Genomic DNA, 25,698 nt, shown 5'->3' with positions numbered 1-25,698 from the left:
GCTGGTTGTAGCGGCTGTTACAGGAAACGAACATATGGCGAATATTGCGCGTCTATCATCGCGCGGACTTTTGCCCCGGCTGCCTTGCACAGAGGCGGCTGGAAACACTTTTTCCGCCAACGACAGGCCCTTTCATGAAGACCGCATTCCTCAAGCTGGCGCTCTGTGCCTTGCCCCTGGGCGCAGCCCTGCCCAGCCAGGCGCAAAGCGAAAACTCGGGTGGCTTCGGCTCGATGCTGATGAACAGCGTCAAGAAGGCGCTGAACAAGAACGGCGTCGGCCAGCAAGACGCAGCGGGTGCGAACGGGCAGAGCGCTGGCGGCTACCAGAAGCTGACCGACACCAAGTTGAAGGACCTGTTCAAGGCCTATCCGGTTCGTGACGATATGAACCCGCCGGCCTTTCCCAAGGTGGCGATCCGCATCCTCAGCCATGCCAAGAGCCTGGGCCAGTGGGAGACGCGAAGCAACACGCCGAATGAGTGCGTCGACTACCAGGTCACGCTGTGGACCGACGAGCGCAGCAGCGAGAAGTTCGACAAGCTGCGCATGTGCGCCACCGATCTGGCCTTTGACATCAGCTACACCACGGTGCGCAGCCCCTGGCCGGTCAAGTTCAACTACAACAAGAATTCCGGTCAGGTGCGTGACGACGGCCCGGTCGCACCCAAGCAGCCCTATCCGACAGACCCGGTGGCGCGCAACTTCATGTACGGCGGCGGCGTCTTCTACATTGGCTCGATGTTTGTGCAGATGGGCTATGCCTGGGAGTACCCGCACGACACGATGCGGGTCTGGGTGTCAGGCGTCAGTGCCGACGGCAAGGTGGCGCCCACGCCGGTGCTGGCCGATGCCGGCGCTGCGAAGTCCGGCGGCTCGGCCGAGCCGGGCGAGTACATCAATACACCGACGCCAGGCCTCTATGACGGCAGCGACCGCAACTTCGAGCGCAGCCTCTTGGTGATGGCCAATGGGCGCTTCGAGCTGAAGGTTTCCAGCAAGGCGGGTGGCGCGCGCGCCGGCGCCGGCGACGGCCAATTGACCGACGCCCCCGGCGGCTGGAGCGCCAGCAATGGCAGCTGCCGGCTGTCGCTCAAGCGTGCTGCCGGCGCGGTGCGCCTGAGTGCGGAAGGCTGCGCCAGTGCCTGGGGTGATGCGCCCTTTGATGGCCGCTACCAATTCAAGGGTGCGCAGTCCTGAGTCGGGCGCGCCAGGTCGCGAAGCGCTTCAGCGATTCAAGCCAGGGCCAGGACCGCAGCGCAACAAGCTGTCACCTTGAGATGGCCGGGCTGAGGCCGGGGGCGGCCCCTGGCGTGAGAAGATTTTGTCCGCCATGCGGCACAGGGGTGCCGCAAGCATTCCCTCATCCATTCAAGAATGCCATGTTGAGTTTTGACGCCGCACGGCTGTGCGGTCTGCTTTCCTTGCTCGCCCTGAGCGCCATGTCTGCCTTGGCGCAGGCACCGTCTGCGCTGACGCCCTATCCGCGGGCCAGCGAGTACCAACGCCATATCAATCCCTTGGAGCAGGGCAGCCTGCCGATCTCGCCGCCGGTGCGCAGCGGCGGCGAGACCAAGAGCCAGTACCGGCTGCCCTACGAGGGCGCGGTCAGCGTCATTCAATACGACCACAAGAACGATGACAGCCCCTTGCTGATTGCGCGCCACTATGCCGGCGAACTGAAGGCGCGCGGCTTTGAGTTGCTGACCATTTGCGAGATGCCCTGTGCGGCGCCGGATGGCACGGCCGACAGTTCGATGTCCTGGCGCAAAGAGCTGGACATGACGGGCAAGAAGCTGGACCTCTATCGCTTTGGCAATCGCGGGCTCTATTTCATGGCCTACAAGCCCGATGCCGTGGCCGCCGTCCGGGTCGGGCAGTTCGGTGATCGCCCCGTTTCCACGGTCAAGCTGGTGCAGTCGGCCTCGCTGGATCTGGGCCCTTTGCAGGCCTGGATCGCGCTGCAGCAGGCTGCACCCAAGTCGGCCGCGCTGCCACCACCACCCCAGGCGGCCGCGGCCGCCGAGCCACCGGCCGGCCCGCCCAGGATCGTCGATGTGGCGCCCGATGCCCTGCTGGCCTGGCTTGAAGGCCATGAGCAGCAGCGGGTGCTCGTGCAGTTCACCAGCTTTGATGCCAACTGCGGCCACTGTGCCAAGGCCAACCCGGTGTTTGCTGCCCTGTCCAGCCGCGCTGCTTCCGAGGGCACGGTGTTTGTGCGAAGCAGTTGGCAGCCCTGGACGACGGTCGGCCAAAGCCCGCTGGCCAAGCGCCTGGGCATCAACGGCCTGCCGAGCTATCTGCTGTTCGACAAGGGCAAGCTCAGCAAGCGCGTCAACGGCAATTGGGACGAGGCGACGCTCAAGCGCGAGCTGCTCGACTGATTCGTCGAGCTCGAATCATTGGGCTGCCCTTGCCATCAGCCTGAGTCGCAGCGTCGACGTGCTGAGACCTTGCGCGCCCGTCGTGATCAGGAAACTCGTGGCATTGCAAAAGTGGGGGGCTGGCAAGCGCCCGCGCGCGACCGTGCGACTGCCCCGCGGGCGGGGCGACCAGCTGGCGACAGCATTGGCAGCTGCTGGCCGGTCCTCAGACTACAGCCCTCCAAGTGACGGACGTGCTGCTTCAAGGCTTGGCGTCGAAATCGATCGTCACACCGGCTGCGAACTGAGCCTGACGCGTGCCTGCGGCATGCAGTCCGGCTGGTGCGGCGCCGTCCTGGATCAGTACCCAACTGGGCTGTAGTCGGCAGGCCTGTGGCTTGCTGGTCGACTGGGCGAAAGCGTTGTCGACCGCGCGCGCCAGCGCTGCTGCTGGCAGTCGCAGGCGCTGCTGGCTGTTGTTGCCGTCCACACGTTCAAAAGGCAGGGCAATCGAGCCGTCCCATGCGCTGCCGCTCTGCAGCACGCAATGTGTCGTGCCGACCAGGCTCGGTGTGCTGGCGGCCGGCAGTTGAAGGACGACGTCGAGGTCTGCACTTTGGCGGTTCATCGCCACTGCCGCGCTCGGGCTCAGTACTTCGAAGCGTGGCGGCACTGTGGCCATGCTGCTGTAGCTCTGGCCGGTGCGTACAAAACTCACCTTGACACTGGGCTGGGCCGCGCTGGCAGCAAAGCTGGCGACGAAGGTCGTGCTGCCGGCGCTGTCTTCCTTGAGGTCGGTCACCTTGCCGGCGAACTCCACAGTCAGGCGATCGCCTCCGGTGAGCTGCAGCGGTGCGGACTTGCTTTGTTGGCGCAGCTGGACTTGGATCAGCAGCTGACCTGCGGATTGGCGAACGGTGTAGTTCATCGCGATGTCCTGGATCGGCACGTCGCCAGACGCCTTGCAATTTGCCAGCGCGCAGATGAATGAGTTGACAATCGCCCCGCCGACATCCCTGCCGAAGGCGTCGGCGTCAAATGGGGCGGGTGATCCGCCACATGCGACCAATAGCGTTGCCAAGGCAAAGCCACTCGCCGTCTGCGCGGCGCTACGGATGGACTGTAGGTTTCTCATGGGTGCTCCCTCTCAATGTGTCGCCTCAGGTGTCGAGGCGTGCTGATGATAACGGCGTTAAAGTGCGTCTTGATGAGCTCCGCAGCCGGGCTCCTCGGGCGCTATGCGCGCGGTGGGGGAATGGACGGGGGCCGTCAATCCAGGCGAAGCAGGTCGGTGAGGGGGGCGGTCTCGCCCGCTTCGCCCTGCCACTGCTCAAGCGGCAATGTCCTAGCGGGATAGTGACGCGCACCGACCGGCATTTTTCTTCGGGCTCAGTCGAGCCCGGCGCTGCCTGTCTGGTGGCGAGGTGACGATGCCAGGCGCGGCCGGCCGCCAGCAGGGGCTGGCACGGCAGCTGGACTTGCGCAGCAAGCCGCTGGTGAATGTGTTGCAGCATGTGCGCAGCGGGGTGCGGCTGGGCGATGCCGATCTCGATCTCGATCTGCGCTGTGGGGGCGAGCCGCTGTCTGAGGGGCGCAGCGAGCTTTGCTGCTTGCGCGTCGGGGACTGCGCCAGGTGCCGCCGGTCAAGCAGCTGATTGAGCAGCTCAAGGTGGGCAGTCTTGCCTGGCTGCCGCTGCTGGAAGGGCGTGCGCCGCAGGCGCGCTGAAAGGAGAAGGTGCAGCCTCAGCGCAATCCCTAACAGCCGCGGGTTACAGCATGGTGCCAACAACCCTACCAAGCCTGGTAGTAGCGAGATTGCCGCTTCGTTTGCCTAATTGCAAAAAACGCAGAAGGAGGACGTATGCAAATCATCAGCGCATCACCGCGCGATATGCCCAAACACATGGCCAAGGAGCTGGCGCGGTACCGGCACCGGGTCTTTGTCGAGATGCTGGGCTGGCAGATGCGGTGCGAAAACGGTCTGGAGTTCGACGAGTTTGATCGCCCCGATACCCGCTACGTGGTGTCGCGCGATGAGTCGGGCCATATCAATGGCTGTGCGCGCCTGCTGCCGACGACCGCGCCCTATCTGCTCAGCAAGGTCTTTCCCGAGCTGATGCAGGGTCGGGCGATGCCCTGTTCGCCTGAGGTGTGGGAGCTGTCGCGCTTCGCCGCAGTCGGCTTGAGTGACGCCATCAGCTCGCCGATGCTGCAGTTCTCCTCGCCGATCGCCATCGGGCTGCTGCGAGCGGCGCTTGAGGCAGCAGCGGAGCAGGGCGCACACCACGTGATCACGGTCTCGCCGCTCGGCATTGAGCGTCTGCTGCGCCGCGCTGGTTTCCGGGCCGAGCGGGCGGCGCCGCCGGTCACGATAGACGGCAAGGCCTTGTTCGCCTGCTGGATCCCGGTGATCTGAGCGGGACGCGGCCGCATCGCCCGGCTGAAGAAGGCGACGCAGCGCCTGCCATCCGGCCGCAGCTAGGTGCTGGCGGCCGCTTTTGCGTTGCGGCGGCTTTCGAGTCGCCTCAGTGCTGGAAGCTTGTTTCAGCAACACAGCGAATCCGGCCAACGCAGTGCTGCCGCAGCGGCATAGTCGCCGGCATGCGAAAAGCCACCCAACAGCAGGATCTCGCCGGGCTCCAGCACGCCGTCGTCCCGCGCGCGCTCAATGCCAATCGGCAGGGCCGCGCCGAACAAGTCGCCGTGCTCATCGAAGGTGTTGGCATGGCGCTCGGGCGCCAGCTGCATGGCCTCGCGCCAGTTGCGTAGCAGCGTGCGATTGGGCTGGTTGGTCACCAGGCAGGCGACATCGGAAGGCTGCAGTCCCGCCATCTGCAGCGCCTCGTTGAGCACGCGCGGCATCAGCTGGTTGGCACGCCAGATGATGGCCGCGATCGTGGGCATGCTGAAGTCAACATTCAGCGCGCCGGAGCCGGGGGCCCACCAGTCCCGGTCGGCGGCCTGCAGGCGTAGTTCATTGGCGTTTTCGGGGTAGCTCTGAGTCAGGAGCGACAGCAGCGGTGCGCTGTCGTCGGCGACGACATAGGCGACGCCAGCGCCATCGCCGGGCAGTGCGGACTGCGGCAGCGATCGGCTGGCCGGATGGTTGAAGATGCGCCCGCCGGCGGTCTGGGCATTGCAGATCAGCGCCGAGCGCGCGCCGGTGGCAGTGAACAAGGCCCGCGCCTGCTCCAGCATCAGCAGGAAGGACACGCAGTCGCCATTGGAGAGATCAAGGATGTGGCGCGGCCGGGCACCAATCAGCTGGGCCACCGCGGCCCCGCAACCGGTGAATGGCTGGTCAGGCAGCGAAACATTGGTGAGCAGCACGTCGATATCGCGCGCCGGGTCGAGGTGCTGACGGTCAATCAGCTTTTGTGCCGCGTGGGCAATCATGTCGGCGGCGCGTTCGCCTGGTGCGATGTGATGACGCAGCCGCGTTCCGCGGAACAGCGGATGTGGCGCCGAGCCTGTGAGGGCGCACTGGTAGAAGCCGTTGTCAATCACGGCCTTGGGCAGATAGCTGGCAGTGTCGCGCAAGCTCAGGGGGCTCAGCCTGCTCATGCGGCGCACGCTGCATCAAGCACACAGGGGTAGGCCAGGCGACCGAGAAGATGCCTGTGTTCGGCAATCGCTTTGAGATTGGCCAGCTCCACCGTGTGGGCGGCATAGGCAAATGGCCAGGCATCACCGATCCAGAAGCGCCGCTCCGCCACGGCGGTCTCTGGATAGGGATTACGCAGGTAGTTGGGGTGGTGGCAATGAGTCCACAACACGACGCAACCGGGGCGCGCCAGCACGCTTGATGAGGGCACAACCCGCATCAGGTCGACCATCCAGAGCTCATCGGCCTGATCCCAAGCGGTATGGAAGTCCACCGTCATCGCCTGCGCGTGGCTGACGGCACGGCAGTAGCGGCGGGTTTCACCGGGTTCGCCCAAGAGGTCGACGAAACTGTAGAGATCGGGCGCACGATGCAGGCGAGGCTGGCGCAGCGCATAGCGCCATTCCTGCAGCGACTCGGTGCGAGCGAGGTAACGAAAGACGGCCTCGGCGGGTGCGTCAATATGCGCTTGAACGGTGCAGTAGTCGCCATAGATGCGGTCGTGGGGATAGACCGCATGCGTCAGCTCGGTGCACTGGGCAAGGAAATGCTGCTTGGGAAACGTCTCGATGAGCTTGACGCCGGGAATGTCGAGTTCCATGGTCTTTGCAAACGCCGTTGGATACCCTGCAGACTAGGGGGGCGCGCGCCGATCGCCAACTACCTGCTTTGGTAGGCTGTGGTGAAAGTAACGGCGAAAATGAAGGGATGAATTTTCGGGCGCGGCCCCGCATGACTTCAGGCTGGCGCGATCACCCGCTCAATTGAACAGGCCTAGCAGCGCAGCACGTACCGCCGCGGCGGTTTTGTTGGTCGTGCCAAGCTTGGAGATCGAGTTCTTGATGTGGAAATTCACCGTGTTGTCCGACAACTCCAGGATGTCGGCAATCTCACTGGTGGTCTTGCCGTCGGCGGTCCATTTCAGTACTTCGACCTCGCGCTCGGTCAGCGCCGGGAGCGGCTTTGCGGCCTGCAGCGTGATGTGCCGGGAAAGCGCCATATGGGCCACATGAGTCAGCCAGACCATCTTCAGCCGGTTGGTTTGCAGCTCTGAGCTGCTGATGGGATCGGCACAGCGCGCCAGCGTGAACATGCCACCCACGCCATTGGCGTCGAAATGCGATTTCGCCCAGCCGACGCCGAGTCCATGCTGCTGTGCCTCGTCCCAGAGCGGGCGAGCCTGCAGAAACAGTGACTCATCCCAAACGAGCGGCGCCGTGCTGCGCCGGCAGTGCGCCACGGTGGGGTCGATATGGAGATAGCCGGCGGCCTGGTAGCGCTGCTGCCAGGGCAGTGGATAGTTGTTCAGCAGCAGGGTTCGCGGTTGGGTGACGGGCACAGGAAGGCGCAGTCCGTAGGCGCAGTGTTCGAATCCCAGCGCGTGCGCGGCGGCTGCCACGGCGGTAAAGACGGTGGCTTGATCAGGTTCGGAGTCAACAACGTGGAGCAGCTCTTCTTGCCAATGGCTAGTCATGGCTATGTGAAATACCGGGCTGCATCGGGACGACGCAGCTCGTCTGAGACCTTAGCAGCCTGCGGCTGGCCCTGTCCATGTCAAGTCTTTCAGGGCGCAGCGCGCCGAATCTGTGCAGCTCAAGTCCCAATGATCGAGTTACCTGTCATTACAACCGGCCCGCGAGACAGCCTTGAAATGCGCGGCAACCTCGAGCAGTGCAAGTCGCAGACTGACACCGTGATAACGCAAACATGACGTGGCCAGATGCTCTTGCACGACACACTGCACGGCGCGCAAGCGGCAAGCGGGCACGCGCGGAAACAAGTGATGCTCGATCTGGAAATTCAGGCCGCCGAAAAACCAGTCCCAGGCCGGCGGGTTGAGGATGGTGCGTGAGGTCGCGGCCTGGTGCTCCAGAAAAGAGAGCGCCGGGCTGGGCTGAATCAGCGGCATGCCGATGTGGTTGAGCCAGAAGATCAGCGCCAGATAGGGGCCGAGCCAGAACAGCGGCACAACGTACACCAGCGCTACCGTCGCCAACGGCACACCCAGCGCCAGTGGCAGCGCCCACCACAGCGCGAAGTGGGCGATCAGCACCAGCAGGTCCAGCGCATGGCGGCGTGGCCGGCAGAGCGCGCCCCATTGCGCGAGATGGCGTTGGCTGTGCGCGAAGAAGAGGCTCAGGCCCCAGAGATGCCAGGCCTGGTGGCGCGTCATCCAGCGTCCCACGGGGCCCTTGGCGGCCAGCGAGTTGGTGGTCAACGAGACGACGACGCTGACGGCCATGTCCGGATCGCGTGCTTCGTCCTGGCAGTGCCTGTGGTGCAGCTTGTGCCGCTGCCACCACTCGCCGAAGGCCAGGCCGGTGACCAGCGTCATCGCCAGCTGGCCCAGCAACTGGTTCAAGGCCGCCCTGCGATGCACCCCACCATGGCCGGCGTTATGGCCCCAGAAGGCGAATTGGGCCAGCAGCAGGGCCAGCACCAGGCTGCCCAGCGCCAGCGCCGCCGGCCCTTGCTCTGGCTGCCAGCAGAACGCCAGCGTGGCGCCCAGCGCGGTCGCCAGCAGGGCGAGCGTCAGCCAGGCGCGTGGCGCCGCGCCGCGGGTCAGGCCCTGGGCCACAATGCGGGCGTGCATGGCCTGCCACAACGCACGGGCGCGTTCAGGCGGCAGCTGGGGAGCGAGAGGTGCTTGCATCGTGAGGGGCCGGTGATGAAAGAGAAGCGTCCGAGCCATGGCGCTGCGCCGCGCAGCCTGGCGGTTTGTGTGCTGGAGGCACTGGGCCTGCTGCTGTTCGCGGCGATGGTACTGGACGCGGGCTGGCATTTGCTCGTGCAGGCGCGGCCCGTGGCGCAGGGCCGGAGCCAGGACGCTTGGCTGGCCCTGCTCGCCTTGCTGACCCTCCCCGCCGCCTACTACTTGGCCGATCTGCTGAGCGGCTTGATCCACTGGGTCTGCGATTCCTTCGGCAACGAGCACACGCCGCTGTGGGGGCCGGCGCTGGTCGGGCCGTTTCGGCGCCACCATCGCGATCCGTTGCAGATCACCCGCATCTCGCTGCTGGAGAACCTCGGCGCCTCGGCGCTGGCTGGCGATCTGGTGCTGTGGCTGTGGTCACCCTGGGCCGCACAGGCGGCGAGCTCGGTGCCAGGTCTTGCCTGGCGGCTGACGATGCTGTGGCTGATCGTGTTTGCGGTGCTGTCCAATTTGTTTCACCGCTGGTCGCATCTGCCGCTGGCGCGGCGGCCCGGCTGGATGTTGTGGGCGCAGCGCCATCATCTGCTGCTGAACAGCCAGATCCATGGCCGTCATCACCGTCCGCCGCATCGCCTCAACTACTGCATCCTGAGCGGCTGGGCCAATCCCTTGAGCAACCGCATTCCCTGGGCCGGTATCGAGGCGGTGCTGGCGCGGCTGGGCATCAGGACTTGTTTTGACTAAGCGCTGAACAGCGAAAAAAGACCACAGAGTCACAGAGCCACAGAGAAAGTCACGGAGCAATCAAGGCATTGAGTCTGCCGTCTCTGTGTCTCCGTGGCTCTGTGGCGTGTTCCTGTTGTCCTTCGACTATGTCCTTCTGCTGAAGGGGTAGATCAACTGGCGCCAGAAGCCCGGCGGCACGGCGTCGTCAATCACGCCGTAACGGCTGGGCCAGCGATCGGGCGCGCGCACGGCGCTGCCGAACAGATGGTCAATGAAGGCGAACTGGCCGGCGTAGTTGCGGTCCAGCGCCTCGTGCTGCTGCGAGTGGTGCCAGTGGTGGAAGTTCGGCGTCACCAGCACATACTCCAGCCAACCCAGGCGCAGATTGACATTGCAGTGATTCAGTACCGCCTGGAAGCCGATGATGACGATATAGGCGTCGATCACGCCGCGCGAGAAGCCCAGCACATAGATGGGCGCCAGCACCAGCGTGCGCATCAGCAGCACCTCGCCCACATGCAGCCGTGAGCCGGCCAGCCAGTCCAGCGTCTTGATGCTGTGGTGCACCGCGTGGAAGCGCCATAACGGCGGCCATTCATGCAGGGCCCGGTGCACGGCGTACTGAATCAGGTCGGCCACCAGCATCAAGAGCAGCAACTCCAGCGCAAAGGGCAGGGCCTGCACCCAGGCCTGCAGCGCGTCGCTGATCGCCCAGGAGAACAAGCGGTGCACCATCAGATTGGTGGCCAGCAGCACGAAGCCAACCAGCAGGTGATTGACGAAGAAATGCTGCAGATCGGTTTGCCATTCGGCGCGAAACACCGGCTGCTCGGGCCGCAGCGGGAACTGCTTCTCGATGAAGACGAAGATCAGCGTCGAGGCGAGCAGATCCAGCACAAACCAGTCCAGGCCGACATAGGGCGTGTGCGCAGCGCTCAGCTGCCAGCCCTCGGCCGGCGGTCGGTAGCCGCCCAGCAGCGCGGCCAGCGCCATCAGCAGAAAGCTCAGGCCCGAGAGCCACAGCAGCCGGCCGCGCAGCGCATTGGCCAGCGCCAGCGCGCCGCCCAGCACGCTGCAGGCCATCAGCAGCGCCTGCAGTGTCGAGGGCTCCACACTTTGCCGCAGCTCTGGGGTGCTCAAGGCGCCGGGGAAGCGCAACACCAGTGCCGCCAGCGACGCCGCCGTGCTCAGCACCAGCGCAATGATGCCGCCGACCAGACCGGTACCGGCACGCAGGGGGCCGTGGGAGCGGCTGAGTTGTTGAAGTTCGCGAAGCATGGGCCGGTTGGCTGCGGCTGGAGTTGCACGCAAGCATAGGGCATGGGCGGCCCCGCCCCAGGCGGCCGGGCCGAAGGGCCCCGGCCGCCGTGAGCATCAAGTCAGGGTCCGCAGCGTCCATCAGGTGCGCAGACCCGGACCTTCAGCTCAGTGGCTCAATTGCAATTGCCCTGCAGGGTCCAGACATTGGAGTAGATGTCCGGTGCCGCGCCATAGGACCACCAGCTGGCCTCGTACTTCTTGCCCTTGTAGCTGACGATGTCGCGGATCGCGTAGATCTTGCTGGCGCTCCAGGCCGGCACGCCCGTGCAGCCGCTGTTGGTGTCGCCGACGTTCACCACCTGCGAGGTCGTGTTGGTCTGGTTGGCCGTGTCGGTGACAGTCAGTGTCACCGTGTAGCTGCCGGACTTCGCATAGGCATGGCTCGGTGATTGCTGGGTCGAGCTGCTGTTGTCGCCGAAGTTCCAGGACCAGCGGCTGATGCCCTTGTCGTCGGTAGAACCATCGGCGAAGCTGGCGTTCAGGCCGGTCACCGTGGCGGTGAAGCGGGCCACGGGCGGCAAGTCGTTGGGCGTGTCGCCGTCAGGCTTCACGCCGGTCTTTTGCGCGATCCAGTCGAGATAGCTGCTTGTGCGCGTGAAGACGGTTGCGCCACGGCAGGCATTGCCCCAGCTGACGATGCCGATGCTGTAGAACTTGCCGTTTGCGCCGGCCGCAAAGGGGCCGCCGCTGTCGCCGTTGCAGGCCGAGACGCCTCCCGTGCCGCCTCCGCAGATCACCGATGCAGGCAGATTGAAGGCCAGCTCGCTGCTGCAGGAGGGATTGCTGATCACGGGAAGATTGACCTCACGCAGTACATCGCTGGGGCTGCCCTGATTGCTGGTCAAGCCCCAGCCGGAGACGGTCACATAGCGGCCCACGCCGGCCACTTGCGACTCGATCGCCAGTGTCGGCAGCTTGGCCGGCGTGATGCTGGCAGGGGCTGGGCTGGCGAGGCGCAGCACGGCGATGTCCCAGCCCGACTGAATCCCCTGGGCGCCGCGCCAGTTCTCGTGGCGGATGATCTGGCTGACGCGCAGGTTCTGGCCGTCACGGCGGCTGATGCTGTGGGCGCCGACCTGCACGGTCAGATTGCTGGTTGAGGCGCTGTCCAGGCAGTGCGCGGCCGTCAGCACCCAGTCGGCACTGATCAGCGTGCCGCCACAGCCCTGGCGGCCGTTCATCAGCAGGGCCACCTGGTAGGGGCGTGAATAGGGCGTCGTGACGGTCCCGCCGACGATTTGCGGGTTCAAGTCAGCGCGCGTGCCGCTCTGTGCAAAGCCCAGGGCGGGCAGCATCAGCGCAAGGCAGGCAAGGCCACGCCATGCCCGTGTGGGCAGGCTGTGCTTAGGCGTACAGCTGTGGTTCATCGCAGGTCTCCTGAGTGTCTGTGGACAGAAGCGGCCGCCGTGCAAGCCCCCTGGGATGCGAGGGCATTCCCGGTCGGTCTCACAGCCGCGGCGTTTGATGGCGCGAGGCTGCGGCTGCAGATACTGCGCGTGCAGATGTCACCGACTCAGCGTGCTAACCCGAATAAAACGCGCCTTAGGCGCTGTTGACGCGCGAAGCTGTAAGACCTTTCATCCGTGCAAACGTGAACGGTCGATCGCTCAGGGGTGATCTATGTGCCTGGGAGGCGCACGCAGACGCTCGCCGATGCGCGTGATGACGGCCTCAGCCGGCAGCAGGTGCTCGGGCGCAAGGCCTCGGGGCGGCAGCAGTCCGAGGGGAGTCTCGGCTTGCTGCCATGGCCCGGCGCAACCCAGTTGCCAGCAGATCTGCGACCCCCAGGGCACCGGGCTCCGGCTCGTCAACGCACGGTGCTTGGCTACTCTGCGGGGCAGGCAGTTTGCACCGCTTATGCCACTTCGGCGACAGCCTGAGCTGCCGAAGGAGGCGGTCGAATGCACCGGGAATCGACGTCTGCAGCGCCTTGTGGGGGGCTTGGTGGGAGAGCACGCTGCGCGCGGGCGGCTCAGGCTACTTGTCAATCTCGTCAACGCTGAGGACCTTCAGTCCCTCCAGCGCGTCCATCTCGAGCGCCGTGGCGACGCTGTCGTTCTGCGTCAGCTCGCCGCGTTTGGCTGTTGCGTTCTTGACTTCGGCGCGCCACCGTCACGCGCAGCCATTCGCAAGAAAAAGCGCTTGCCACCAATTTAATGAATACGTACTATCGTAAAAAAATGCAAATAGATGAAGTATTGGATAGCAAATGAAGACATCCAAGAGCCAGCAAGACAAGACCCAGCGCCAGATCCTGGCCGCGGCGGTCGAGCTGATGAGCCGCCAGGGCTTTGAGGCGACCAGCATGAAGCAGATCGCTCGCGAGGCCGGCATCGGCGACGCGACGATCTACAAGTACTTTCCCAGCAAGGAGAAGCTGGTGCTGGGCTACTACGAGCTGGCGCTGGCCGAGGCGCTCGCGCAGGCCGGCAAGACGCGCGGTTTCGAGCGCTTCACGCTGCAGGAGAAGCTGCAGCGCCTGGTTGACGCGGTGCTGGAGCGCCTGCTGCCCGATCGGGAGTTCGTTGCGCTGACCCGCGGTCTGGCGCGTCAATCGCCGCTGCTGCTGCTTGGCGATGCCTTGCCGGGCAAGGCAGCGCTGAAGCGTTGTGTGCAGGACTGGCTGGCCGAGGCGCAGGCTGCGGGTCAGATTGCGCCCTGCGACTTCCAGGGCCTGGTGGCCGGCATGTTCACCGACTATCTGTTTGGCCTGCTGGTCTACTGGCTGGATGACGACAGCGAGGAGTTCGCCAACACCACCCAGCTGGCCGATCTGAGCCTGTCGGTGCTGGTGCTGGTGCTGCAAAGCGGGCTGATCAACAAGCTCAGCGATCTGGCCGGCTTTCTGCTGCGCAATCAGCTGGCGCGCCTCCTGCAAGGCCAGGGCGGCGTGCTGGAGCTGCTGCAGCTGGCGCGGCGCGGGCTGTCGACGGTGGCGGCCACGAGCGCGGCGGAGGCCAGGCGATGAGCAGCCAGCCGCAAACCAGCGCCGTCATTGCGCCAGACGCCAAACCGCTGAAGATCGCCGTGCCGGCGCAAAGCTGCCTGGCGCCCAGCCTGGCCACGGCAGACTTTGCCGACAGCTATCTGCTGCCCGATCCCTATCCCGAGCTGGGCCTGCTGGAGAGCTGGCTGCGGCTGATGGGCCGCACGCCGGCCTGGATGGACGGCCTGATGTGGCTGCGCAACCGTGTGGTCAAGGTGTTCGGCCTGAAGGACCTCGGCGGCATGGCCGGCAGTGCGGCGGCTGCCAGGCGCCGGCCAGCGGGCGACTTCAAGCTGGGCGACCGCGTCGGCATCTTCACGCTGGAGGCCCAGCATCCGCAGGAGCTGGTGCTCGGGGATCGCGACAGGCATCTGCATGTGCGCGTCTCGCTGCTGCGGCTGCAGAACGCCGATGGCAGCAGCCGGCTGGCGCTGTCGACGGTGGTCCATGAACACAATCTGCTGGGCCGCTGCTATATGGCGCTGGTCGGCCCGGTGCACAGCCTGATCGTGCCGCTGCTGCTGCGCCAGCTGGGTCGGCGGCTGCAGGCGCAGCCGGAGCGCAGGCCATGAGCGCCGCCGGTCGCGCGCCGCGCACCGGTCGGTTGGGGCGCGGCCTGGTGGCGGGCGGTGCCGTTGCTCGGGCGGGGCTGGCGCGGTTGGGCCACAAGATGCAAGACCTGAGTCCAGGTCAAGCGCAGGACGAAGCCACCCGCGAGCGCCTTCAGCGCGAGCGCGAAGCTGAGCTGGGTCGCATCCTGTTTGCAGCGCTGAACCAGCTCAAGGGCGTGGCGCTGAAGGCCTCGCAGCTGCTCGCTTCCGAGGTGCAGCTGCTGCCCCCCGCGCTGCGCGAGCAGCTGGCCCAGGCCTGCTACCAGGCCACGCCGATGAATCAGGCCCTGGTCGACAAGCGCATGCGCCAGGCCCTCGGTGCCGACTGGGCTGAGCGCTTTGCCGACTTCGAGCCCCAGGCCTTTGCGGCGGCCAGCCTCGGCCAGGTCCACCGGGCCCGGCTGCACGATGGCCGCCAGGTCGCGCTGAAGCTGCAATACCCCGGCATGGCGGCCACGGTGCGCAGCGATATGCAGCTGCTGCGCGGCCTGCTGCTCGGGCCGCTGGGCCAGCGCCTGATCGGCGATGTTGATGACACGGCCCGTGCGGCGCTGCAGCGGGTGTTCGACGATATCGAGCACAGCCTGGCCACCGAGCTGGACTACCAGCAGGAGGCTGCCACCCAGGCCGAGCTGCGCGAGCGGCTGCAGCCACTGGGCCTCAGCGTGCCGGCCGTCTGGCCTGAGCTCGGCAATGGCCAGTTGCTGTGCAGCGAGCTGATGCAGGGCCAGCATCTGGGCGACTGGCTGGCCACATCGCCGAGCCAGGCCGAGCGCGACCGCTTGGGCCAGCTGCTGTTCGACAGTTTCTGGTCCATGGTTTTCGAGCTGCGCTGGCTGCATGCCGACCCGCACCCCGGCAACTTCCTCTTCCTACCCGATGGCGGTCTGGCGCTGCTGGACTTTGGCTGCACCCGCCGTCTGTCGGCGTCCTTTGTCGCTCATCTGGGTGAGGCCTGGAACGCCGTGCTCAGGCCCGCTGGCGAGGACGCGCTGCTGGCCGCCTACCAGGCACTGGGCCTGGTCGACCCGGCGATGACGCCGGACAGCTTTTGCCAGCAGCTCTTGCCCGCGCTCAGGCCGCTGATCGATTGGCAGCTCGAACCGTTTCGCCACAGCCATTACGACTTCAGCCAGCGCCAGCCGCTGCCGCGCCTGGATGCCGAGCAGCAACGCGACGCCATGCGCCGGCTGCGCGGCATGCCCGGCGAACTGCCCTTCTTCGACCGCGCCTATCTGGGTCTGAATCAGCTGTTGATGCGGCTGGGGGCCCGTGTACAGACCTGCAACCAATGGATCAGGAGTCCTTGATGAATGCTATTCCCGCCCCCTTGTCTTCAGCCGCCCAGCCGCTCGCTTCGCCGCGCTGGATCGGCCCCTGGCTGCTGGGCGTGGCCGCGCTGCACACGGCCTTCGGGCTGTGGGCCTTCGCGCCCATGCTGCGCCAGATCGTCGCTGCCGGCTGGATCGGCGCGGCCACCAGCTCCGCGCCGCTGGCGGCGGCCAGCTGGTTCATGCTCTTTGGCGCACCGCTGGCGCTGCTCGCCTGGCTGCTGCCGGCGCTGCAGTCGGCCGCCCGGCCCGCGCTGCTGCGCCAGCTCGGCTGGGGCCTGCTTGGGCTGGCCCTGCTGGGCATCAGCCTGATGCCGGCTTCGGGCTTCTGGCTGCTGTTGCCGCCGGTGTGGGGGCTGCTGCGCCCCGGGAGAGGCTGAGATGAACTACTTCTGGATGGCCGCTGCCGTGCTGCTGGTCTTGGTCGGGCTGGTGCACAGCCTGCTCGGTGAGCGACGGATCTTCGCGCCGCACCGCGCTGCCGGGCGGGTGGTGCCCTATGCCGCTGGACATCGCCTCGGCGTCCAATGGGTGAGCTGGCATCTGACGGCCTTGCTCGGATGGGTGATGGCGGCGGCACTCTGGGAACGCGGCAGTGCCGGCCTGCCGCTGAGCGCCGCCGACCAGCATCTCGGCCTCGAGCTGACGCTGGCCCTGCTGGCCGGCGCCGCGGGGCTGGCTGGCGCGACGGCCGGCCGTCATCTGGGCTGGCTGGGCCTGGCGGCAGCGGCCTTGCTCACGCTGGCCGGCGTGACGCTCGGCTGATCGAGAGGCTCAGCGCTCGTTCTTGATCAGCTTGCTCAGCCACGGCACCAGCGCGATCAGCGCGATGCCGACGGCCACGCTGCCCAGCCCCAGCTGGGTGAACAGCTGGGCGTAGGCCGGATTGCTGCTCAGCGCCGTGCTCTCAGGCGGCTGGGCGACCATGCCGGAGAAATCGGCGGCGAACAAGGAGGCCAGGCCGGTCACCAGCATCCAGCTGCCCATCATCACGCCCTGGTACTGGCGCGGTGCCAGGCGGCCGATCATCGCGTAACCGACCGGTGAAATCAGCAATTCGCCGATCGACTGCAGCACATAGCTGGTGAACAGCCAGACGAAGGCAACCTGGCCTTGGGCGTCAGCGTAATGGATGCCCAGCGGCAGGGCCAGGAAGCCAAGCCCCATCAGCAGCAGCGAGGCGGCGAACTGCTGTGGCACGTCGATCGGCCAGCCGCGCGCACGCAGCCGGGCAAACCAGGCCGACAGCAGCGGGCCGCCGATCACGATGACGGCGGAGTTGATGTTCTGCACCCACTGCGGTGCAATCGTCACGCCCCAGAGCTCCAGCCGCACATTGCCGACGGCAAACAGCTGCAGGCCGCTGGGCGCCATCTGGTAGAGCGACCAGAACATCAGCGAGCCCAGCGTCAGTACCAGATAGGCCCACATGCGGCGGCGTTCCGGCGCATCGCGATGGCGCAGCGTCAGCACCAGCAGGGCCAGGGCGACGCCCGCGCTGATCCACTTGACCAGCGACTCGGTGCCATGCGGATGCTGCAGCAGCCACCACAGCACGGGCACCAGACCGACCAGGATGGCGCAGCCGGCAGCGAAACGCAGCTTGAACTGCGTCGCGTTGGCCTTGAGCAGCGGCGTGTCGATGTCGGCGAGCGTGCGCCAGAAGATCAGCGCCAGCACGATGGCGGCGGCATTGCCCAGTGTGGCGAACCAGAACAGGCTGCTGTAGCTGTGGCTCAGCTGGTAATGGCCGGCCATCGTGAAGCCGATGAAAAAGCCGACGTTCATGCCGGCGTAGTTCCACAGGAATGCACCTTCGCGGCGGCTGTCCTCGGGCGCAAAGCGCTGGGTCAGCATCATGTTCAGGCAGGTCACGTTCAGGCCGCTGCCGGTGAGGAACAGCGCCAGGCCCCAGTACAGCATGGCCTCGCTGCCGGTCGCCAGCGCTGCACAGCCCAAGACTTGCAGCAGCATGCCGCCCACGAACAGATTGCGGTTGCTCAGGAAACGGCCGCCCAGATAGCCGCCGAACAGATGCAGTCCATAGTTGAAGGCGCCAAACACGCCCATGATCAGCGCCGCATGTTCGGCACTGAAGTGCAGATGCTCGGTCGCGTACAGCACCAGGCTGGAATACAGCACGGCAAAGCCCAGCGTCGCGAAGGTCTGGATGAAGAAAAGCACGGCGGAGCCGGGCGGGATCTGGGCGAGGCGAGCGGAAAGTGTGGTCAAGATGCCGTCCTGTGGCTGCCGGCTTTTGCAAGCCGGCGGGGGTGAAATCGCGGCGAGATGATAGCGATGCCGGCTGCGGCCTGGCACCGGGGCAGGCCCGGGGGATCAACGCGGCGCCGGCAGGCTCGCGCAATTGGCGGTGCCAAAGCGATCGATTTGGAGATAGAAACGCGCTCCGGTCGTCCAGCGCTGCCAGTCTGCCCGCGGCTGCAGGCAGGCCCAATCGCGGCCATTGCTGTCATGCAGCAGCAGCTCGTAATAGCTGTGCCGCTTGCCCGGTTGTTCGGCGCCCAGGGCTGGCGGGGCGATGTCGCTGAGCTCCAGGTCGGGCCATTGCGGCGTCTCGCTGGCGGGCCCCTTGCGCGTGGCGATGCGCCATTTGCGCCATTCGGGCGCGCTGTAGCGGCAGTGCTCGGCCGGCGCGGGGCGCTGGCCGCGCGGATCGCTGACCAGGCGCCGGCTCAAGACCCGTGCACCGGGCGGCATCTCGTCGCACCAGGCCGAACTGCTCTCCTCGATGATGCGTTCGATCTCGATATCAAGCTGCCAGCGCTTGCCGGTGATTTCGACGCTGTAGCCCTTGGGGCCAAAGACCCACAGCGCTGTGCCGGCCACCAGCGCCACGGGCAGCAGCCAGCGCAGGCGCTGCAGGCGCGTTCGTGGACGCTGGCGGAAGAAGTCGTCGGCGGCGGTCATAGGCCGCGTATTGTGAGGGCTGCCTTCGGCGAGTTCTTTTGAAACTTAGCCCCCAAGTGCGCAGTGCCGAGTCAGCGCGGCGTCACGATCGCAAAAGTGCCGCTGGCTTTGTCGATCAGGCCGAGGAAGCGCAGCAGCGTGACGCGGCTGCCGCTGATCTTCAGCTCGTCGCTGAGCAAGGTGTCACGCAGGCCGGCGGTGCCGGCCATCATTTTGATGAACAGCGGCTTGGTCAGCGTCAGCGTGGCATCGGCCTCGGGGTCAGGTTTTGCCGCGCGGTGATGCAGCACCGCGTTTTCCAGCCAGAGCTGATAGCTCTCACCGACATCGCTGAGCTGCAGATTGATCTTCCAGCGCTTGCCATCGGCCGCGGCGGCATCGAGGCCGGCGGCCATGGCTTCGAGAAAGCGCGGCGTTGGCGTCTGGCCCAGCATGTCGATCAGCGTGGCGCGGCTGATACCCTTGGCGGGCGGGCCCTGGCGCAGCTCCTGGGCGGCGCTCAGATAGCTGTTGCGCCAGGTCGAGGCCTCGGCCTGGTAGCCGAGTTGCTCGTAGCAGCGCGCCAGCAGCTCGCGGGCGGCCTGCTGCTTGGGCTCGCCGAACACCGCCTGGTTCAAGAGCTCGGCGGCCCAGCGGTAGTCGCCCTGATCGTAGGCGACCTGCGCGGCGGCGACCACGCGGTCGACCCCGCCCATCAGCGCCAGATAGCGCGGTGCCGACTGCTGCGCGGGCAGCGGGTTCAGATGCGCCGGGTTGCCGTCATAGGCGCCCAGGTAATGCTGGTAGACGGCGCGCACGTTGTGGCGCAGATCGCCGTAATAGCCGCGGGCGCCGAAATGTCCTTGCAGCGAGGCCGGCAGCTGCACGCGTTCGGCGATCTCATTGGGCGTCAGCCCGGCATTGATGGCCCGCACCGTCTGGTCGTGGGTGTACTGGTAGACATCGCGATGGGCAGTGATGAAGTCGCGGATCTTCTCGCGGCCCCATATCGGCCAGTTGTGCTGGCCCACATAGACCTCGGCATTGCTCGCCTCCAGCTGGTCCAGCGCCTGCTGCATGTACTGCGCCCAGCGCAGCGCATCGCGCACCTTGGCGCCGCGCACCGGCAGCAGGTTGTGCATGGTCTGGGCCAGGTTCTCGGCGCCGCCGTAGACCTTGAAGTCCGGCAGGCTGAAGGTCAGTTCGGCCGGTGCCTCGGCGCCGGGCACGTTGTGAAAGACGAAGCGCACGCCGTCCAGGGTCAGGTCTTGCGTGGCCTCGGTGATCAGCTGGGTCGGCGGCAGGATGCCGACCTGGCCGTAGGCCACGTTCTTGCCCAGGCCGGTGTCGACGAGGCCGGTCGGCGAGCGTGGCAGGTCCTTGCCGAACTGGTAGATCGAACGCCGCGCCATCGCGGTGCCCACCATCACGTTCTCGCTGGTTGCCTCTTCCATGAAGCCGGCGGGCGCCACCACCGGCGTCTTGCCGGCGGCGATCTGCTCGGCCGTGAGCAGGCCCAGGGCGCCGCCGAAGTGGTCGGCATGGCTGTGGGTGAAGACCAGCGCCGTCACCGGCTTGTTGCCCAGATGTTGGCGGGCAAAGGCCAGCGCCGCCGCGGCGCTTTCGCGGGCCGTCAGCGCGTCAACGAGGATCCAGCCGGTCTGCCCCTCGATCAGGGTGATGTTGGCGATGTCGAAGCCGCGCAGCTGGTAGACGTGGTCGACCACCTTGAACAAGCCGATCTCGGCATTGAGCCGGGCATGACGCCAGAGGCTGGGGTTGACCGTGGCCGGCGCCTCGCCGCTGACGAACTTGAAGGCGTCGAAATCGACCAGCACCGTGCCATCGGCGGCGCGTATCTGGCCCTCGGGGCGGGCCAGCAGGCCGCGGCGTGCGTCTTCGAAATCCTGCTGATCGGCCAGCGGCAGTGCCTGCGCCACGGCGGCCTGCGCCGCCAGTGTGGCCGGGCTGGCCTGGCCGGCAGCGCTGTCGCCGCCATTGGTTTGGCGCTGGCAGGCGCTGAGGCTGAACAGCAGACCCGCGGCCACGCCCAAGACGGCTAGGGCGCGCTGCGGGCGGGGCTTTGGGCTGGGCATGGCTGTCTCCGTAAATCCCGTCTGGGCGGGTGGAGCGCACAGCTTCGCCGCGCTTCATCTTGCTGTCCAATGCATATTGCTTCCATAGTCATTGCAAGCCGCGCATATTGAGCCGTGCTTCCAAGGAGAGCCGTCGAATGGACCCACGTCAGCTGAATCACCTGATTGCCCTGGCCGAAACCGGCCGCTTCGTGCAGGCCGCCGAGCGGGTGCATCTGAGCCAGGCGGCTTTCAGCCGCAGCATCCAGAAGCTGGAAGCGCGGCTGGGCCTGCGGCTGTTCGACCGCGGGCCCAAGGGCGCAAGGCTGACGGCCGCCGGCCGCGTCGTCGTCGAGCGCGCCCGGCAGCTGGCTTTTGAGCAGCGCTGCTTCGCCCGTGATCTGGCCCTGCTGCGCGAGGGGGCGCTGGGCGAGCTGAGCTTTGGCGCCGGCCCGGTGCCGGGGGCGACGCTGGTGCCGGCCTTGCTGGCGGCCTTGCAGCGCCAGCATCCGGCCCTGGTGACGCGGGTGCGCAGCGGCCACGCGGACAGCCTGCTGGCCCTGCTGCATGCAGAGCAGATCGACTTCTTCATCGCCGATCCGCGGATGCTGGCCCCCGATGCGCGCCTGCAAACGCAGGCCCTGGGCGAGGTCCACGGTGGTCTGTACTGCCGCAGCGGCCATCCGCTGGCGCGGCGCCGCAGCCTGGATATCTCGGTCGTGGTCGGGCATGGCATTGGGGTGGTCGCCGCCTCGGCGCCGCTGCGCGCCATGCTCCGGGCCAGCCTGGGCCTTGCCGCAACTGAGCCCTTGCCCTTGCGTGTGGAATGCGATGACCTGACGACGCTGGCCCGGCTGGCGCGCGACAGCGATGCGCTGGTCTTGCTGCCGCATGCCTTGGCGGCCGAGCAGCGCGGCCTGCGGCGTCTGCAGATCAGCGGCGCGCCGCCGGCCATGGCGGTGCAGATGCACGCGATCTGGCTGCGCGGCCGCAGCCTGTCGCCAGCGGCCGAGGGCGCGATGGCCCTGGCGCGTGAGCTGGCGCAGGCGCTCCCGCGCGAACCGGCCTGAATTGATTTCTACAACTGCGGCGCTGCCGGCTAGATTGCCTCCCTCAGATCAAGCGAAGGGAGGCGCACATGAAAAGAGTCAGCAAGCTGCCGGGGTTCACGACGCGCCGGCGGTTGATGGCCGCCGGGCTGGGCTGTGGCATGGGTGGCGCCAGCGTGCTCGCCGCACAAGCGCAAACGCAAGGGGCCGGCAACGCAACGGCGCCGCGCCGCCCGCACATCCTCTTCATCCTCGCCGACGATCTCGGCTGGGGCGATCTGGGCTGCTATGGCCAGACCGATTTCGCCACACCGGCCCTGGATGCGCTGGCCGCCCAGGGCCAGCGCTGGCGCCAGGCCTATTCAAGCTCACCGGTCTGCTCGTCGACACGCACCGCGCTGATGACGGGCTGCTATCCGCACCGGCTGCGCGTGGGCCTGGAAGAGCCGATTCCGGGGCGCGATTCCCCCCACGGCCTGCCGCCGCAGACGCAGACGCTACCGGCCTTGTTGCGCGCCCAGGGCTATCGCACCGCGCTGGTCGGCAAATGGCATCTGGGCCACCCGCCGGCCTACGGGCCGCTGAAGAGCGGCTATGAGAGCTTCTTTGGCAATCTCGGTGGTGGCATCGACTATTTCACCCATCTGGACGGCGTGGGCAAGGACGCGCAGAACGACCTCTGGGATGGCGAGCAGCAGGTGCAGCGCCAGGGCTATTACACCGATCTGCTCAGCGAGCAGGCGATTGCGCAGTTGGAGCGCTGCAAGGACGATGCACGGCCGCTGTTGCTGAGCCTGCACTACACCGCGCCGCACTGGCCCTGGGAAGGGCCGGACGATGCCGCCACCGCGGCGCAGCTGCGTGGCCTGCAGCATCTGGATGGCGGCAATTTGCGCATCTACGGCCGCATGGTCGCGGCGATGGATCAGGGCATTGGCCGCGTGCTGGCCGCGTTGCAGCGCCTGGGCCTGGCAGACAACACCTTGGTCGTCTTCACCAGCGACAACGGCGGCGAGCGCTTCTCGCGCACCTGGCCCTTCAGCGGCCAGAAGACCGAGCTGCTCGAAGGCGGCATCCGCGTGCCGCTGCTGCTGCGCTGGCCGGGTCGCGTGCCGGTGGGCGTGCAGGAGCAGCTGGCAATCAGCATGGACTGGCTGCCGACGCTGGCCGCGGCGGCGGGCGTCAGCGTGCCGGAGCCGGTTGACGGCATCAGCCTGCTACCCTGGATGCTCAGCGGCCAGGCCGCGCAGCCGCGCGAACTGGCCTGGCGCTACAAGGCGCAGAGCCAGCGGGCCCTGCGCCGGGGCGATCTGAAGTACCTGCGCATCAAGGGCCATGAGTTTTTGTTCGACCTGGCCGCCGACGAACGCGAACGCGCCAACCTCGCCACACGCCGTCCCGCCCAGCTGGCCGGGCTGCGTGCCGCCTGGGAGCGTTGGAACGCCTCCATGCTGGCCATTCCGCCCGAGGCCTACACCCACTTTGTGCGCGGTGATCGGCAGGCGGATCGCTATGCCGTCAAGGATGCGGATTGATCAGGGTGTGGCCGGCACAGGCAAATCGCCAAGCAGGGCCGTCCACAGCTGCTGCGCGGCATAGGCTCGCCAGGGCCGCCAGGCCTGCGAGCGCTGCAGCAGCGCTCGTGCATCGGGCCGCTGGCCTTCCAGCTTTTCTATCGCCTGCATCAGGCCGACGTCGCTGCTCGGGAAGGCATCGGGTTCGCGCAGCTGGCGGATGGCGATGTACTGGGCCGTCCAGTCGCCGATGCCGGGCAGCGCGCGCAACGCGGCCACGCCCTCATCGAGGCTGGCCGCGGCCTCGAACAGCCGCGGTTGGCTGAGGGCGGCGTCAACGATGACGGCCAGCGTGGCGCCGCGGCTGCGCGGCATGCCAAGCCGGGCCAGATCGACGCCTTGCAGCTGTGCCGGCGTCGGGAACAGGCGGCTGAGGCCGGGCCGGTCCTCGCTGGCGCAGGGCAGGGCGTCGCCGTATTGATCCACCAGCTTGGCCGCCAGCTTGACGGCGGCAGCCACGGTGATCTGCTGGCCCAGCACCGCCCGCATCGCCAGCTCGAAGCCGTCCCAGGCGCCGGGCACGCGCAGGCCCGGGCGGGCGGCGCAAAGCCGCGCCATCAGCGGGTCAACCGACAGCTGCTCGGCAATCACGCCGGGATCGGCGGCCAAATCGAAGACGCGGCGCAGCCGCGCAATCAGTTGCGGCAGCACCACCAGCTGGTTGCAGCGCAGCGTCACCTGCAGCGCCTGTTCGGCCGGGCGATGAGCCACCTTCAGCGTGCCCAGGCAGCGCTGGCCGCCAGGCCCGTCGACGGCAAAGCTGCGCAGGTAATGGCCCTCGTGCACCGCCTCGATGCCGCTGATTGCGCGATCACTCAGGAAGCGCAGCATGGCCGGCCAGTCGTAAGGCGGGCGGTAGCGCAATAGAAGCGTGACCTCGCCTTCGGGCGTGGCGATCTCGGCCTGGCGGCTGTGGCGCAGCGCCGTCGGCGGCCGCTTGAACAGCTGCTGGAACACCTCGTTGAAGCGGCGCACGCTGCCAAAGCCGGCGGCGAAGGCGATCTCGGTCAGCGGCAGCGTGGTCTCGTGGATCAGCTGTTGGGCCAGTAGCACGCGGCGGGTCTGGGCCACGGCGACCGGTGTGGCACCGACATGTTCGGCAAACAGCCGGCGCAGCTGCCGGTCGCCTACACCCAGGCGCTCGGCCAGCGCCTCGACACCGTGCTCGTCCAGCGCGCCCATCTCGATCAGGCCCAGCGCCCGCGTCACCGTGTGCGAGACGCCGGTATTGGACACACCGCGCCAGGCGCTGGAGTCCGGCGCCGCCTCCGGCCGGCAGCGCAGGCAGGGCCGGTAGCCGGTTTCCTGCGCGGCGGCGGCGGTGGGAAAGAACAGCACGTTTTCGGAACGTGCGGTGCGGGCCGGGCAGATCGGCCGGCAGTAGATCCTGGTCGTCTTGACGGCGATGAAGAAACGGCCGTCAAAGCGGGCGTCACGGCTGGCCAGGGCGCGGTAGCAGGTGTCGTGGTCGAGAAGCTCCATGGCGCGCATCGTCGCCAGGGCGGCGGGCGCTGTCTAGCGCTTTTCGGACATCGCCATCGCGGCCTGGGCGGCTGATGGCGAGGTCCGGATTCCGCGAGCCGAGGCTGAAGGCCGGCGGCACCATGCGCAGCCTTGTCAACGACTGATGCAGACCTTTCTGAGCTTTCCAGCCATGAACCCGACTCAATACGAACACGCCCTGAAATTCCGCCAACTCAATCAACAAGGCGAGTTCCTGCTCGCCAACGCCTGGGACTGCGCCAGCGCCCGCGTCCAGGTCGCCGAAGGCTTTCCGGCCTTGGGCACGACCAGTGGTGGCATCGCCTATGCGCGCGGCTTTGCCGATGCCGAGCTGATCGGTCGCGAGGCCATGGTCGCCGAGATTGCGCGCATCTGCGCCGCCGTGCCGGTGCCGGTGACGGCCGATATCGAGGCCGGCTACGGTGCTGCGCCTGAAGATGTCGCGACGACGGTGCGTGCGGTGATCGCCGCCGGTGCCGTTGGCATCAATCTGGAAGACCGCATCCACGGGCAGGGTCAAGCGGCCCAGTTCGATGCCGCCCTGCAGGCCGAACGCCTGCGCGCCGCACGGGCCGCCGCTGACGGCGCGCCGCTGTGGATCAATGCCCGCATCGACAGCTGGCTGCTCGGCGAGGGCGGCGACCTTGAACAGCGCCTGGCGTTGACGGTGGCCCGGGCCCAGCACTATCTGGCCGCCGGCGCCGACATGGTGTTCGTGCCGGGCCTGATCGACACCGTGCTGCTGCGCCGTCTGGCCGACGCGATCGACGGGCCGCTGAGCGTGATGGTGCAGCCCGGCGCACCGTCGGCGGCCGAGTTGTTCGCCGCTGGCGCGCGGCGCGTCAGCCTGGGCGTCTGCCCCATCTTGGCCTGCATGGGCCAGCTGCGCGACATCGCCCGGGAAGCGCGCCAGAACGGCCGCTGGCAGCTGCTGGGCGAGCGCTTCTATGGCTTTGCCGAGGCCGAGGCCTTGCAGAAAAGATGAGTACCTTGCTGT

Annotated in this window: 24 protein-coding genes; 13 read left to right on the top strand and 11 right to left on the bottom strand. The window is 67.0% G+C overall.

Annotation, left to right across the window (positions count from 1 at the left end):
* The first annotated feature begins 134 nt into the window (after positions 1 to 134).
* Together RQP53_RS05065 and RQP53_RS05060 are read left to right on the top strand one after the other, a co-directional pair.
* A complete protein-coding gene (locus RQP53_RS05065) occupies positions 135 to 1,199 on the top strand; it encodes a hypothetical protein (RefSeq protein ID WP_315649076.1) in 1,065 nt (354 codons plus the stop codon).
* 185 nt (positions 1,200 to 1,384) lie between these two features.
* Positions 1,385 to 2,383, top strand: coding sequence for a thioredoxin family protein (locus RQP53_RS05060; RefSeq protein ID WP_315649074.1), 999 nt, complete (start codon positions 1,385 to 1,387; stop codon positions 2,381 to 2,383).
* Between the two features lie 241 nt (positions 2,384 to 2,624).
* On the opposite strand, the gene RQP53_RS05055 is transcribed toward RQP53_RS05060, so the two are convergent.
* Entirely contained in the window at positions 2,625 to 3,290 is a 666-nt protein-coding gene (locus RQP53_RS05055) for a hypothetical protein (RefSeq protein ID WP_315649072.1), read from the bottom strand.
* Between the two features lie 675 nt (positions 3,291 to 3,965).
* On the opposite strand from RQP53_RS05055, the gene RQP53_RS05050 reads away from it, so the two are divergent.
* Together RQP53_RS05050 and RQP53_RS05045 are read left to right on the top strand one after the other, a co-directional pair.
* Complete coding sequence (locus tag RQP53_RS05050) at positions 3,966 to 4,088, top strand: hypothetical protein (protein ID WP_315649071.1); 123 nt, start codon at positions 3,966 to 3,968, stop codon at positions 4,086 to 4,088.
* 135 nt (positions 4,089 to 4,223) lie between these two features.
* Complete coding sequence (locus RQP53_RS05045; RefSeq protein ID WP_315649069.1) at positions 4,224 to 4,778, top strand: acyl-homoserine-lactone synthase; 555 nt, start codon at positions 4,224 to 4,226, stop codon at positions 4,776 to 4,778.
* 128 nt (positions 4,779 to 4,906) lie between these two features.
* Here RQP53_RS05045 and RQP53_RS05040 read toward each other — a convergent pair whose 3' ends face one another.
* The 4 genes from RQP53_RS05040 to RQP53_RS05025 all read right to left on the bottom strand — a co-directional run bounded on the left by RQP53_RS05040 (position 4,907) and on the right by RQP53_RS05025 (position 8,619).
* Entirely contained in the window at positions 4,907 to 5,926 is a 1,020-nt protein-coding gene (locus RQP53_RS05040) for a 3-oxoacyl-ACP synthase III family protein (RefSeq protein ID WP_315649067.1), read from the bottom strand.
* Positions 5,923 to 6,567, bottom strand: coding sequence for an SRPBCC family protein (locus RQP53_RS05035; protein ID WP_315649065.1), 645 nt, complete (start codon positions 6,565 to 6,567; stop codon positions 5,923 to 5,925). The genes RQP53_RS05040 and RQP53_RS05035 overlap by 4 nt, the downstream gene beginning before the upstream one ends.
* 159 nt (positions 6,568 to 6,726) lie before the next feature.
* A complete protein-coding gene (locus RQP53_RS05030) occupies positions 6,727 to 7,440 on the bottom strand; it encodes an autoinducer binding domain-containing protein (protein ID WP_315649064.1) in 714 nt (237 codons plus the stop codon).
* Between the two features lie 138 nt (positions 7,441 to 7,578).
* Positions 7,579 to 8,619: a fatty acid desaturase family protein gene (locus tag RQP53_RS05025; RefSeq protein ID WP_315649062.1), complete on the bottom strand. Its 1,041-nt coding sequence runs from the start codon at positions 8,617 to 8,619 to the stop codon at positions 7,579 to 7,581.
* Positions 8,620 to 8,634: 15 nt separating this feature from the next.
* On the opposite strand from RQP53_RS05025, the gene RQP53_RS05020 reads away from it, so the two are divergent.
* On the top strand, positions 8,635 to 9,363 hold the full coding sequence (locus RQP53_RS05020; protein ID WP_315649060.1) for a fatty acid desaturase CarF family protein: 729 nt from the start codon (positions 8,635 to 8,637) through the stop codon (positions 9,361 to 9,363).
* A gap of 126 nt (positions 9,364 to 9,489) precedes the next feature.
* Here the strand turns inward: RQP53_RS05020 and RQP53_RS05015 are convergent, their stop codons facing one another.
* Complete coding sequence (locus RQP53_RS05015) at positions 9,490 to 10,623, bottom strand: sterol desaturase family protein (RefSeq protein ID WP_315649058.1); 1,134 nt, start codon at positions 10,621 to 10,623, stop codon at positions 9,490 to 9,492.
* Between the two features lie 155 nt (positions 10,624 to 10,778).
* A complete protein-coding gene (locus tag RQP53_RS05010) occupies positions 10,779 to 12,032 on the bottom strand; it encodes a trypsin-like serine protease (protein ID WP_315649056.1) in 1,254 nt (417 codons plus the stop codon).
* Positions 12,033 to 12,874: 842 nt separating this feature from the next.
* Here RQP53_RS05010 and RQP53_RS05005 point away from each other — a divergent pair.
* The 5 genes from RQP53_RS05005 to RQP53_RS04985 are packed head-to-tail and all read left to right on the top strand — an operon-like array spanning position 12,875 to position 16,358.
* The gene (locus RQP53_RS05005; protein ID WP_315649054.1) at positions 12,875 to 13,633 is read left to right on the top strand and encodes a TetR/AcrR family transcriptional regulator; all 759 of its coding nucleotides are present in this window, start codon (positions 12,875 to 12,877) and stop codon (positions 13,631 to 13,633) included.
* Positions 13,630 to 14,223, top strand: a complete 594-nt coding sequence (locus RQP53_RS05000) for a DUF2867 domain-containing protein (RefSeq protein ID WP_315649052.1) — start codon at positions 13,630 to 13,632, stop codon at positions 14,221 to 14,223. Before RQP53_RS05005 ends, RQP53_RS05000 begins: the two co-directional genes overlap by 4 nt.
* Complete coding sequence (locus RQP53_RS04995; protein WP_315649050.1) at positions 14,220 to 15,572, top strand: ABC1 kinase family protein; 1,353 nt, start codon at positions 14,220 to 14,222, stop codon at positions 15,570 to 15,572. Before RQP53_RS05000 ends, RQP53_RS04995 begins: the two co-directional genes overlap by 4 nt.
* The gene (locus RQP53_RS04990; protein WP_315649048.1) at positions 15,572 to 15,973 is read left to right on the top strand and encodes a DUF6463 family protein; all 402 of its coding nucleotides are present in this window, start codon (positions 15,572 to 15,574) and stop codon (positions 15,971 to 15,973) included. Before RQP53_RS04995 ends, RQP53_RS04990 begins: the two co-directional genes overlap by 1 nt.
* 1 nt (position 15,974) lies before the next feature.
* Entirely contained in the window at positions 15,975 to 16,358 is a 384-nt protein-coding gene (locus RQP53_RS04985) for a hypothetical protein (RefSeq protein ID WP_315649047.1), read from the top strand.
* Between the two features lie 9 nt (positions 16,359 to 16,367).
* Here RQP53_RS04985 and RQP53_RS04980 read toward each other — a convergent pair whose 3' ends face one another.
* The 3 genes from RQP53_RS04980 to RQP53_RS04970 form a co-directional block, all read right to left on the bottom strand.
* Positions 16,368 to 17,825 carry a peptide MFS transporter gene (locus RQP53_RS04980; RefSeq protein WP_315649045.1) on the bottom strand — a complete coding sequence of 486 codons (1,458 nt, stop codon included), beginning with the start codon at positions 17,823 to 17,825 and terminating at the stop codon, positions 16,368 to 16,370.
* 105 nt (positions 17,826 to 17,930) lie between these two features.
* Complete coding sequence (locus RQP53_RS04975; protein ID WP_315649044.1) at positions 17,931 to 18,521, bottom strand: hypothetical protein; 591 nt, start codon at positions 18,519 to 18,521, stop codon at positions 17,931 to 17,933.
* Between the two features lie 71 nt (positions 18,522 to 18,592).
* The gene (locus tag RQP53_RS04970) at positions 18,593 to 20,596 is read right to left on the bottom strand and encodes an alkyl/aryl-sulfatase (protein ID WP_315649042.1); all 2,004 of its coding nucleotides are present in this window, start codon (positions 20,594 to 20,596) and stop codon (positions 18,593 to 18,595) included.
* Between the two features lie 137 nt (positions 20,597 to 20,733).
* Here RQP53_RS04970 and RQP53_RS04965 point away from each other — a divergent pair, with 137 nt between their 5' ends.
* Both RQP53_RS04965 and RQP53_RS04960 read left to right on the top strand, forming a co-directional pair.
* Entirely contained in the window at positions 20,734 to 21,645 is a 912-nt protein-coding gene (locus tag RQP53_RS04965) for a LysR family transcriptional regulator (protein ID WP_315649040.1), read from the top strand.
* Between the two features lie 68 nt (positions 21,646 to 21,713).
* Positions 21,714 to 23,159, top strand: coding sequence for a sulfatase family protein (locus tag RQP53_RS04960; protein WP_315649038.1), 1,446 nt, complete (start codon positions 21,714 to 21,716; stop codon positions 23,157 to 23,159).
* On the opposite strand, the gene RQP53_RS04955 is transcribed toward RQP53_RS04960, so the two are convergent.
* Positions 23,160 to 24,680, bottom strand: coding sequence for a DNA-3-methyladenine glycosylase 2 family protein (locus RQP53_RS04955; protein WP_315649037.1), 1,521 nt, complete (start codon positions 24,678 to 24,680; stop codon positions 23,160 to 23,162).
* 172 nt (positions 24,681 to 24,852) lie between these two features.
* On the opposite strand from RQP53_RS04955, the gene RQP53_RS04950 reads away from it, so the two are divergent.
* Positions 24,853 to 25,686, top strand: a complete 834-nt coding sequence (locus RQP53_RS04950) for an isocitrate lyase/PEP mutase family protein (RefSeq protein WP_315649035.1) — start codon at positions 24,853 to 24,855, stop codon at positions 25,684 to 25,686.
* The last annotated feature ends 12 nt before the right edge of the window (positions 25,687 to 25,698 follow it).

The sequence above is a fragment of the Roseateles aquae genome, assembly GCF_032337115.1.
Classification (GTDB): Bacteria; Pseudomonadota; Gammaproteobacteria; order Burkholderiales; family Burkholderiaceae_C; genus Roseateles_C; species Roseateles_C aquae.
The sequence above is the reverse complement of the archived record's forward strand: the minus strand, read 5'-3'. Positions and strand labels throughout refer to the sequence as shown.

Bases quoted from the DNA above. Each gene is read 5' to 3' on its own strand.
- RQP53_RS05035 (WP_315649065.1), bottom strand. From the start codon at position 6,567: ATGGAACTCGACATTCCCGGCGTCAAGCTCATCGAGACGTTTCCCAAG.
- RQP53_RS05055 (WP_315649072.1), bottom strand. From the start codon at position 3,290: ATGAACTACACCGTTCGCCAATCCGCAGGTCAGCTGCTGATCCAAGTC.
- RQP53_RS05040 (WP_315649067.1), bottom strand. From the start codon at position 5,926: ATGAGCAGGCTGAGCCCCCTGAGCTTGCGCGACACTGCCAGCTATCTG.
- RQP53_RS04990 (WP_315649048.1), top strand. From the start codon at position 15,572: ATGAATGCTATTCCCGCCCCCTTGTCTTCAGCCGCCCAGCCGCTCGCT.
- RQP53_RS04955 (WP_315649037.1), bottom strand. From the start codon at position 24,680: ATGGAGCTTCTCGACCACGACACCTGCTACCGCGCCCTGGCCAGCCGT.
- RQP53_RS05045 (WP_315649069.1), top strand. From the start codon at position 4,224: ATGCAAATCATCAGCGCATCACCGCGCGATATGCCCAAACACATGGCC.
- RQP53_RS04995 (WP_315649050.1), top strand. From the start codon at position 14,220: ATGAGCGCCGCCGGTCGCGCGCCGCGCACCGGTCGGTTGGGGCGCGGC.
- RQP53_RS05015 (WP_315649058.1), bottom strand. From the start codon at position 10,623: ATGCTTCGCGAACTTCAACAACTCAGCCGCTCCCACGGCCCCCTGCGT.
- RQP53_RS05030 (WP_315649064.1), bottom strand. From the start codon at position 7,440: ATGACTAGCCATTGGCAAGAAGAGCTGCTCCACGTTGTTGACTCCGAA.
- RQP53_RS05000 (WP_315649052.1), top strand. From the start codon at position 13,630: ATGAGCAGCCAGCCGCAAACCAGCGCCGTCATTGCGCCAGACGCCAAA.
- RQP53_RS04975 (WP_315649044.1), bottom strand. From the start codon at position 18,521: ATGACCGCCGCCGACGACTTCTTCCGCCAGCGTCCACGAACGCGCCTG.
- RQP53_RS04965 (WP_315649040.1), top strand. From the start codon at position 20,734: ATGGACCCACGTCAGCTGAATCACCTGATTGCCCTGGCCGAAACCGGC.
- RQP53_RS04970 (WP_315649042.1), bottom strand. From the start codon at position 20,596: ATGCCCAGCCCAAAGCCCCGCCCGCAGCGCGCCCTAGCCGTCTTGGGC.
- RQP53_RS04960 (WP_315649038.1), top strand. From the start codon at position 21,714: ATGAAAAGAGTCAGCAAGCTGCCGGGGTTCACGACGCGCCGGCGGTTG.
- RQP53_RS05025 (WP_315649062.1), bottom strand. From the start codon at position 8,619: ATGCAAGCACCTCTCGCTCCCCAGCTGCCGCCTGAACGCGCCCGTGCG.
- RQP53_RS05065 (WP_315649076.1), top strand. From the start codon at position 135: ATGAAGACCGCATTCCTCAAGCTGGCGCTCTGTGCCTTGCCCCTGGGC.
- RQP53_RS04950 (WP_315649035.1), top strand. From the start codon at position 24,853: ATGAACCCGACTCAATACGAACACGCCCTGAAATTCCGCCAACTCAAT.
- RQP53_RS05020 (WP_315649060.1), top strand. From the start codon at position 8,635: ATGAAAGAGAAGCGTCCGAGCCATGGCGCTGCGCCGCGCAGCCTGGCG.
- RQP53_RS04985 (WP_315649047.1), top strand. From the start codon at position 15,975: ATGAACTACTTCTGGATGGCCGCTGCCGTGCTGCTGGTCTTGGTCGGG.
- RQP53_RS05010 (WP_315649056.1), bottom strand. From the start codon at position 12,032: ATGAACCACAGCTGTACGCCTAAGCACAGCCTGCCCACACGGGCATGG.
- RQP53_RS05005 (WP_315649054.1), top strand. From the start codon at position 12,875: ATGAAGACATCCAAGAGCCAGCAAGACAAGACCCAGCGCCAGATCCTG.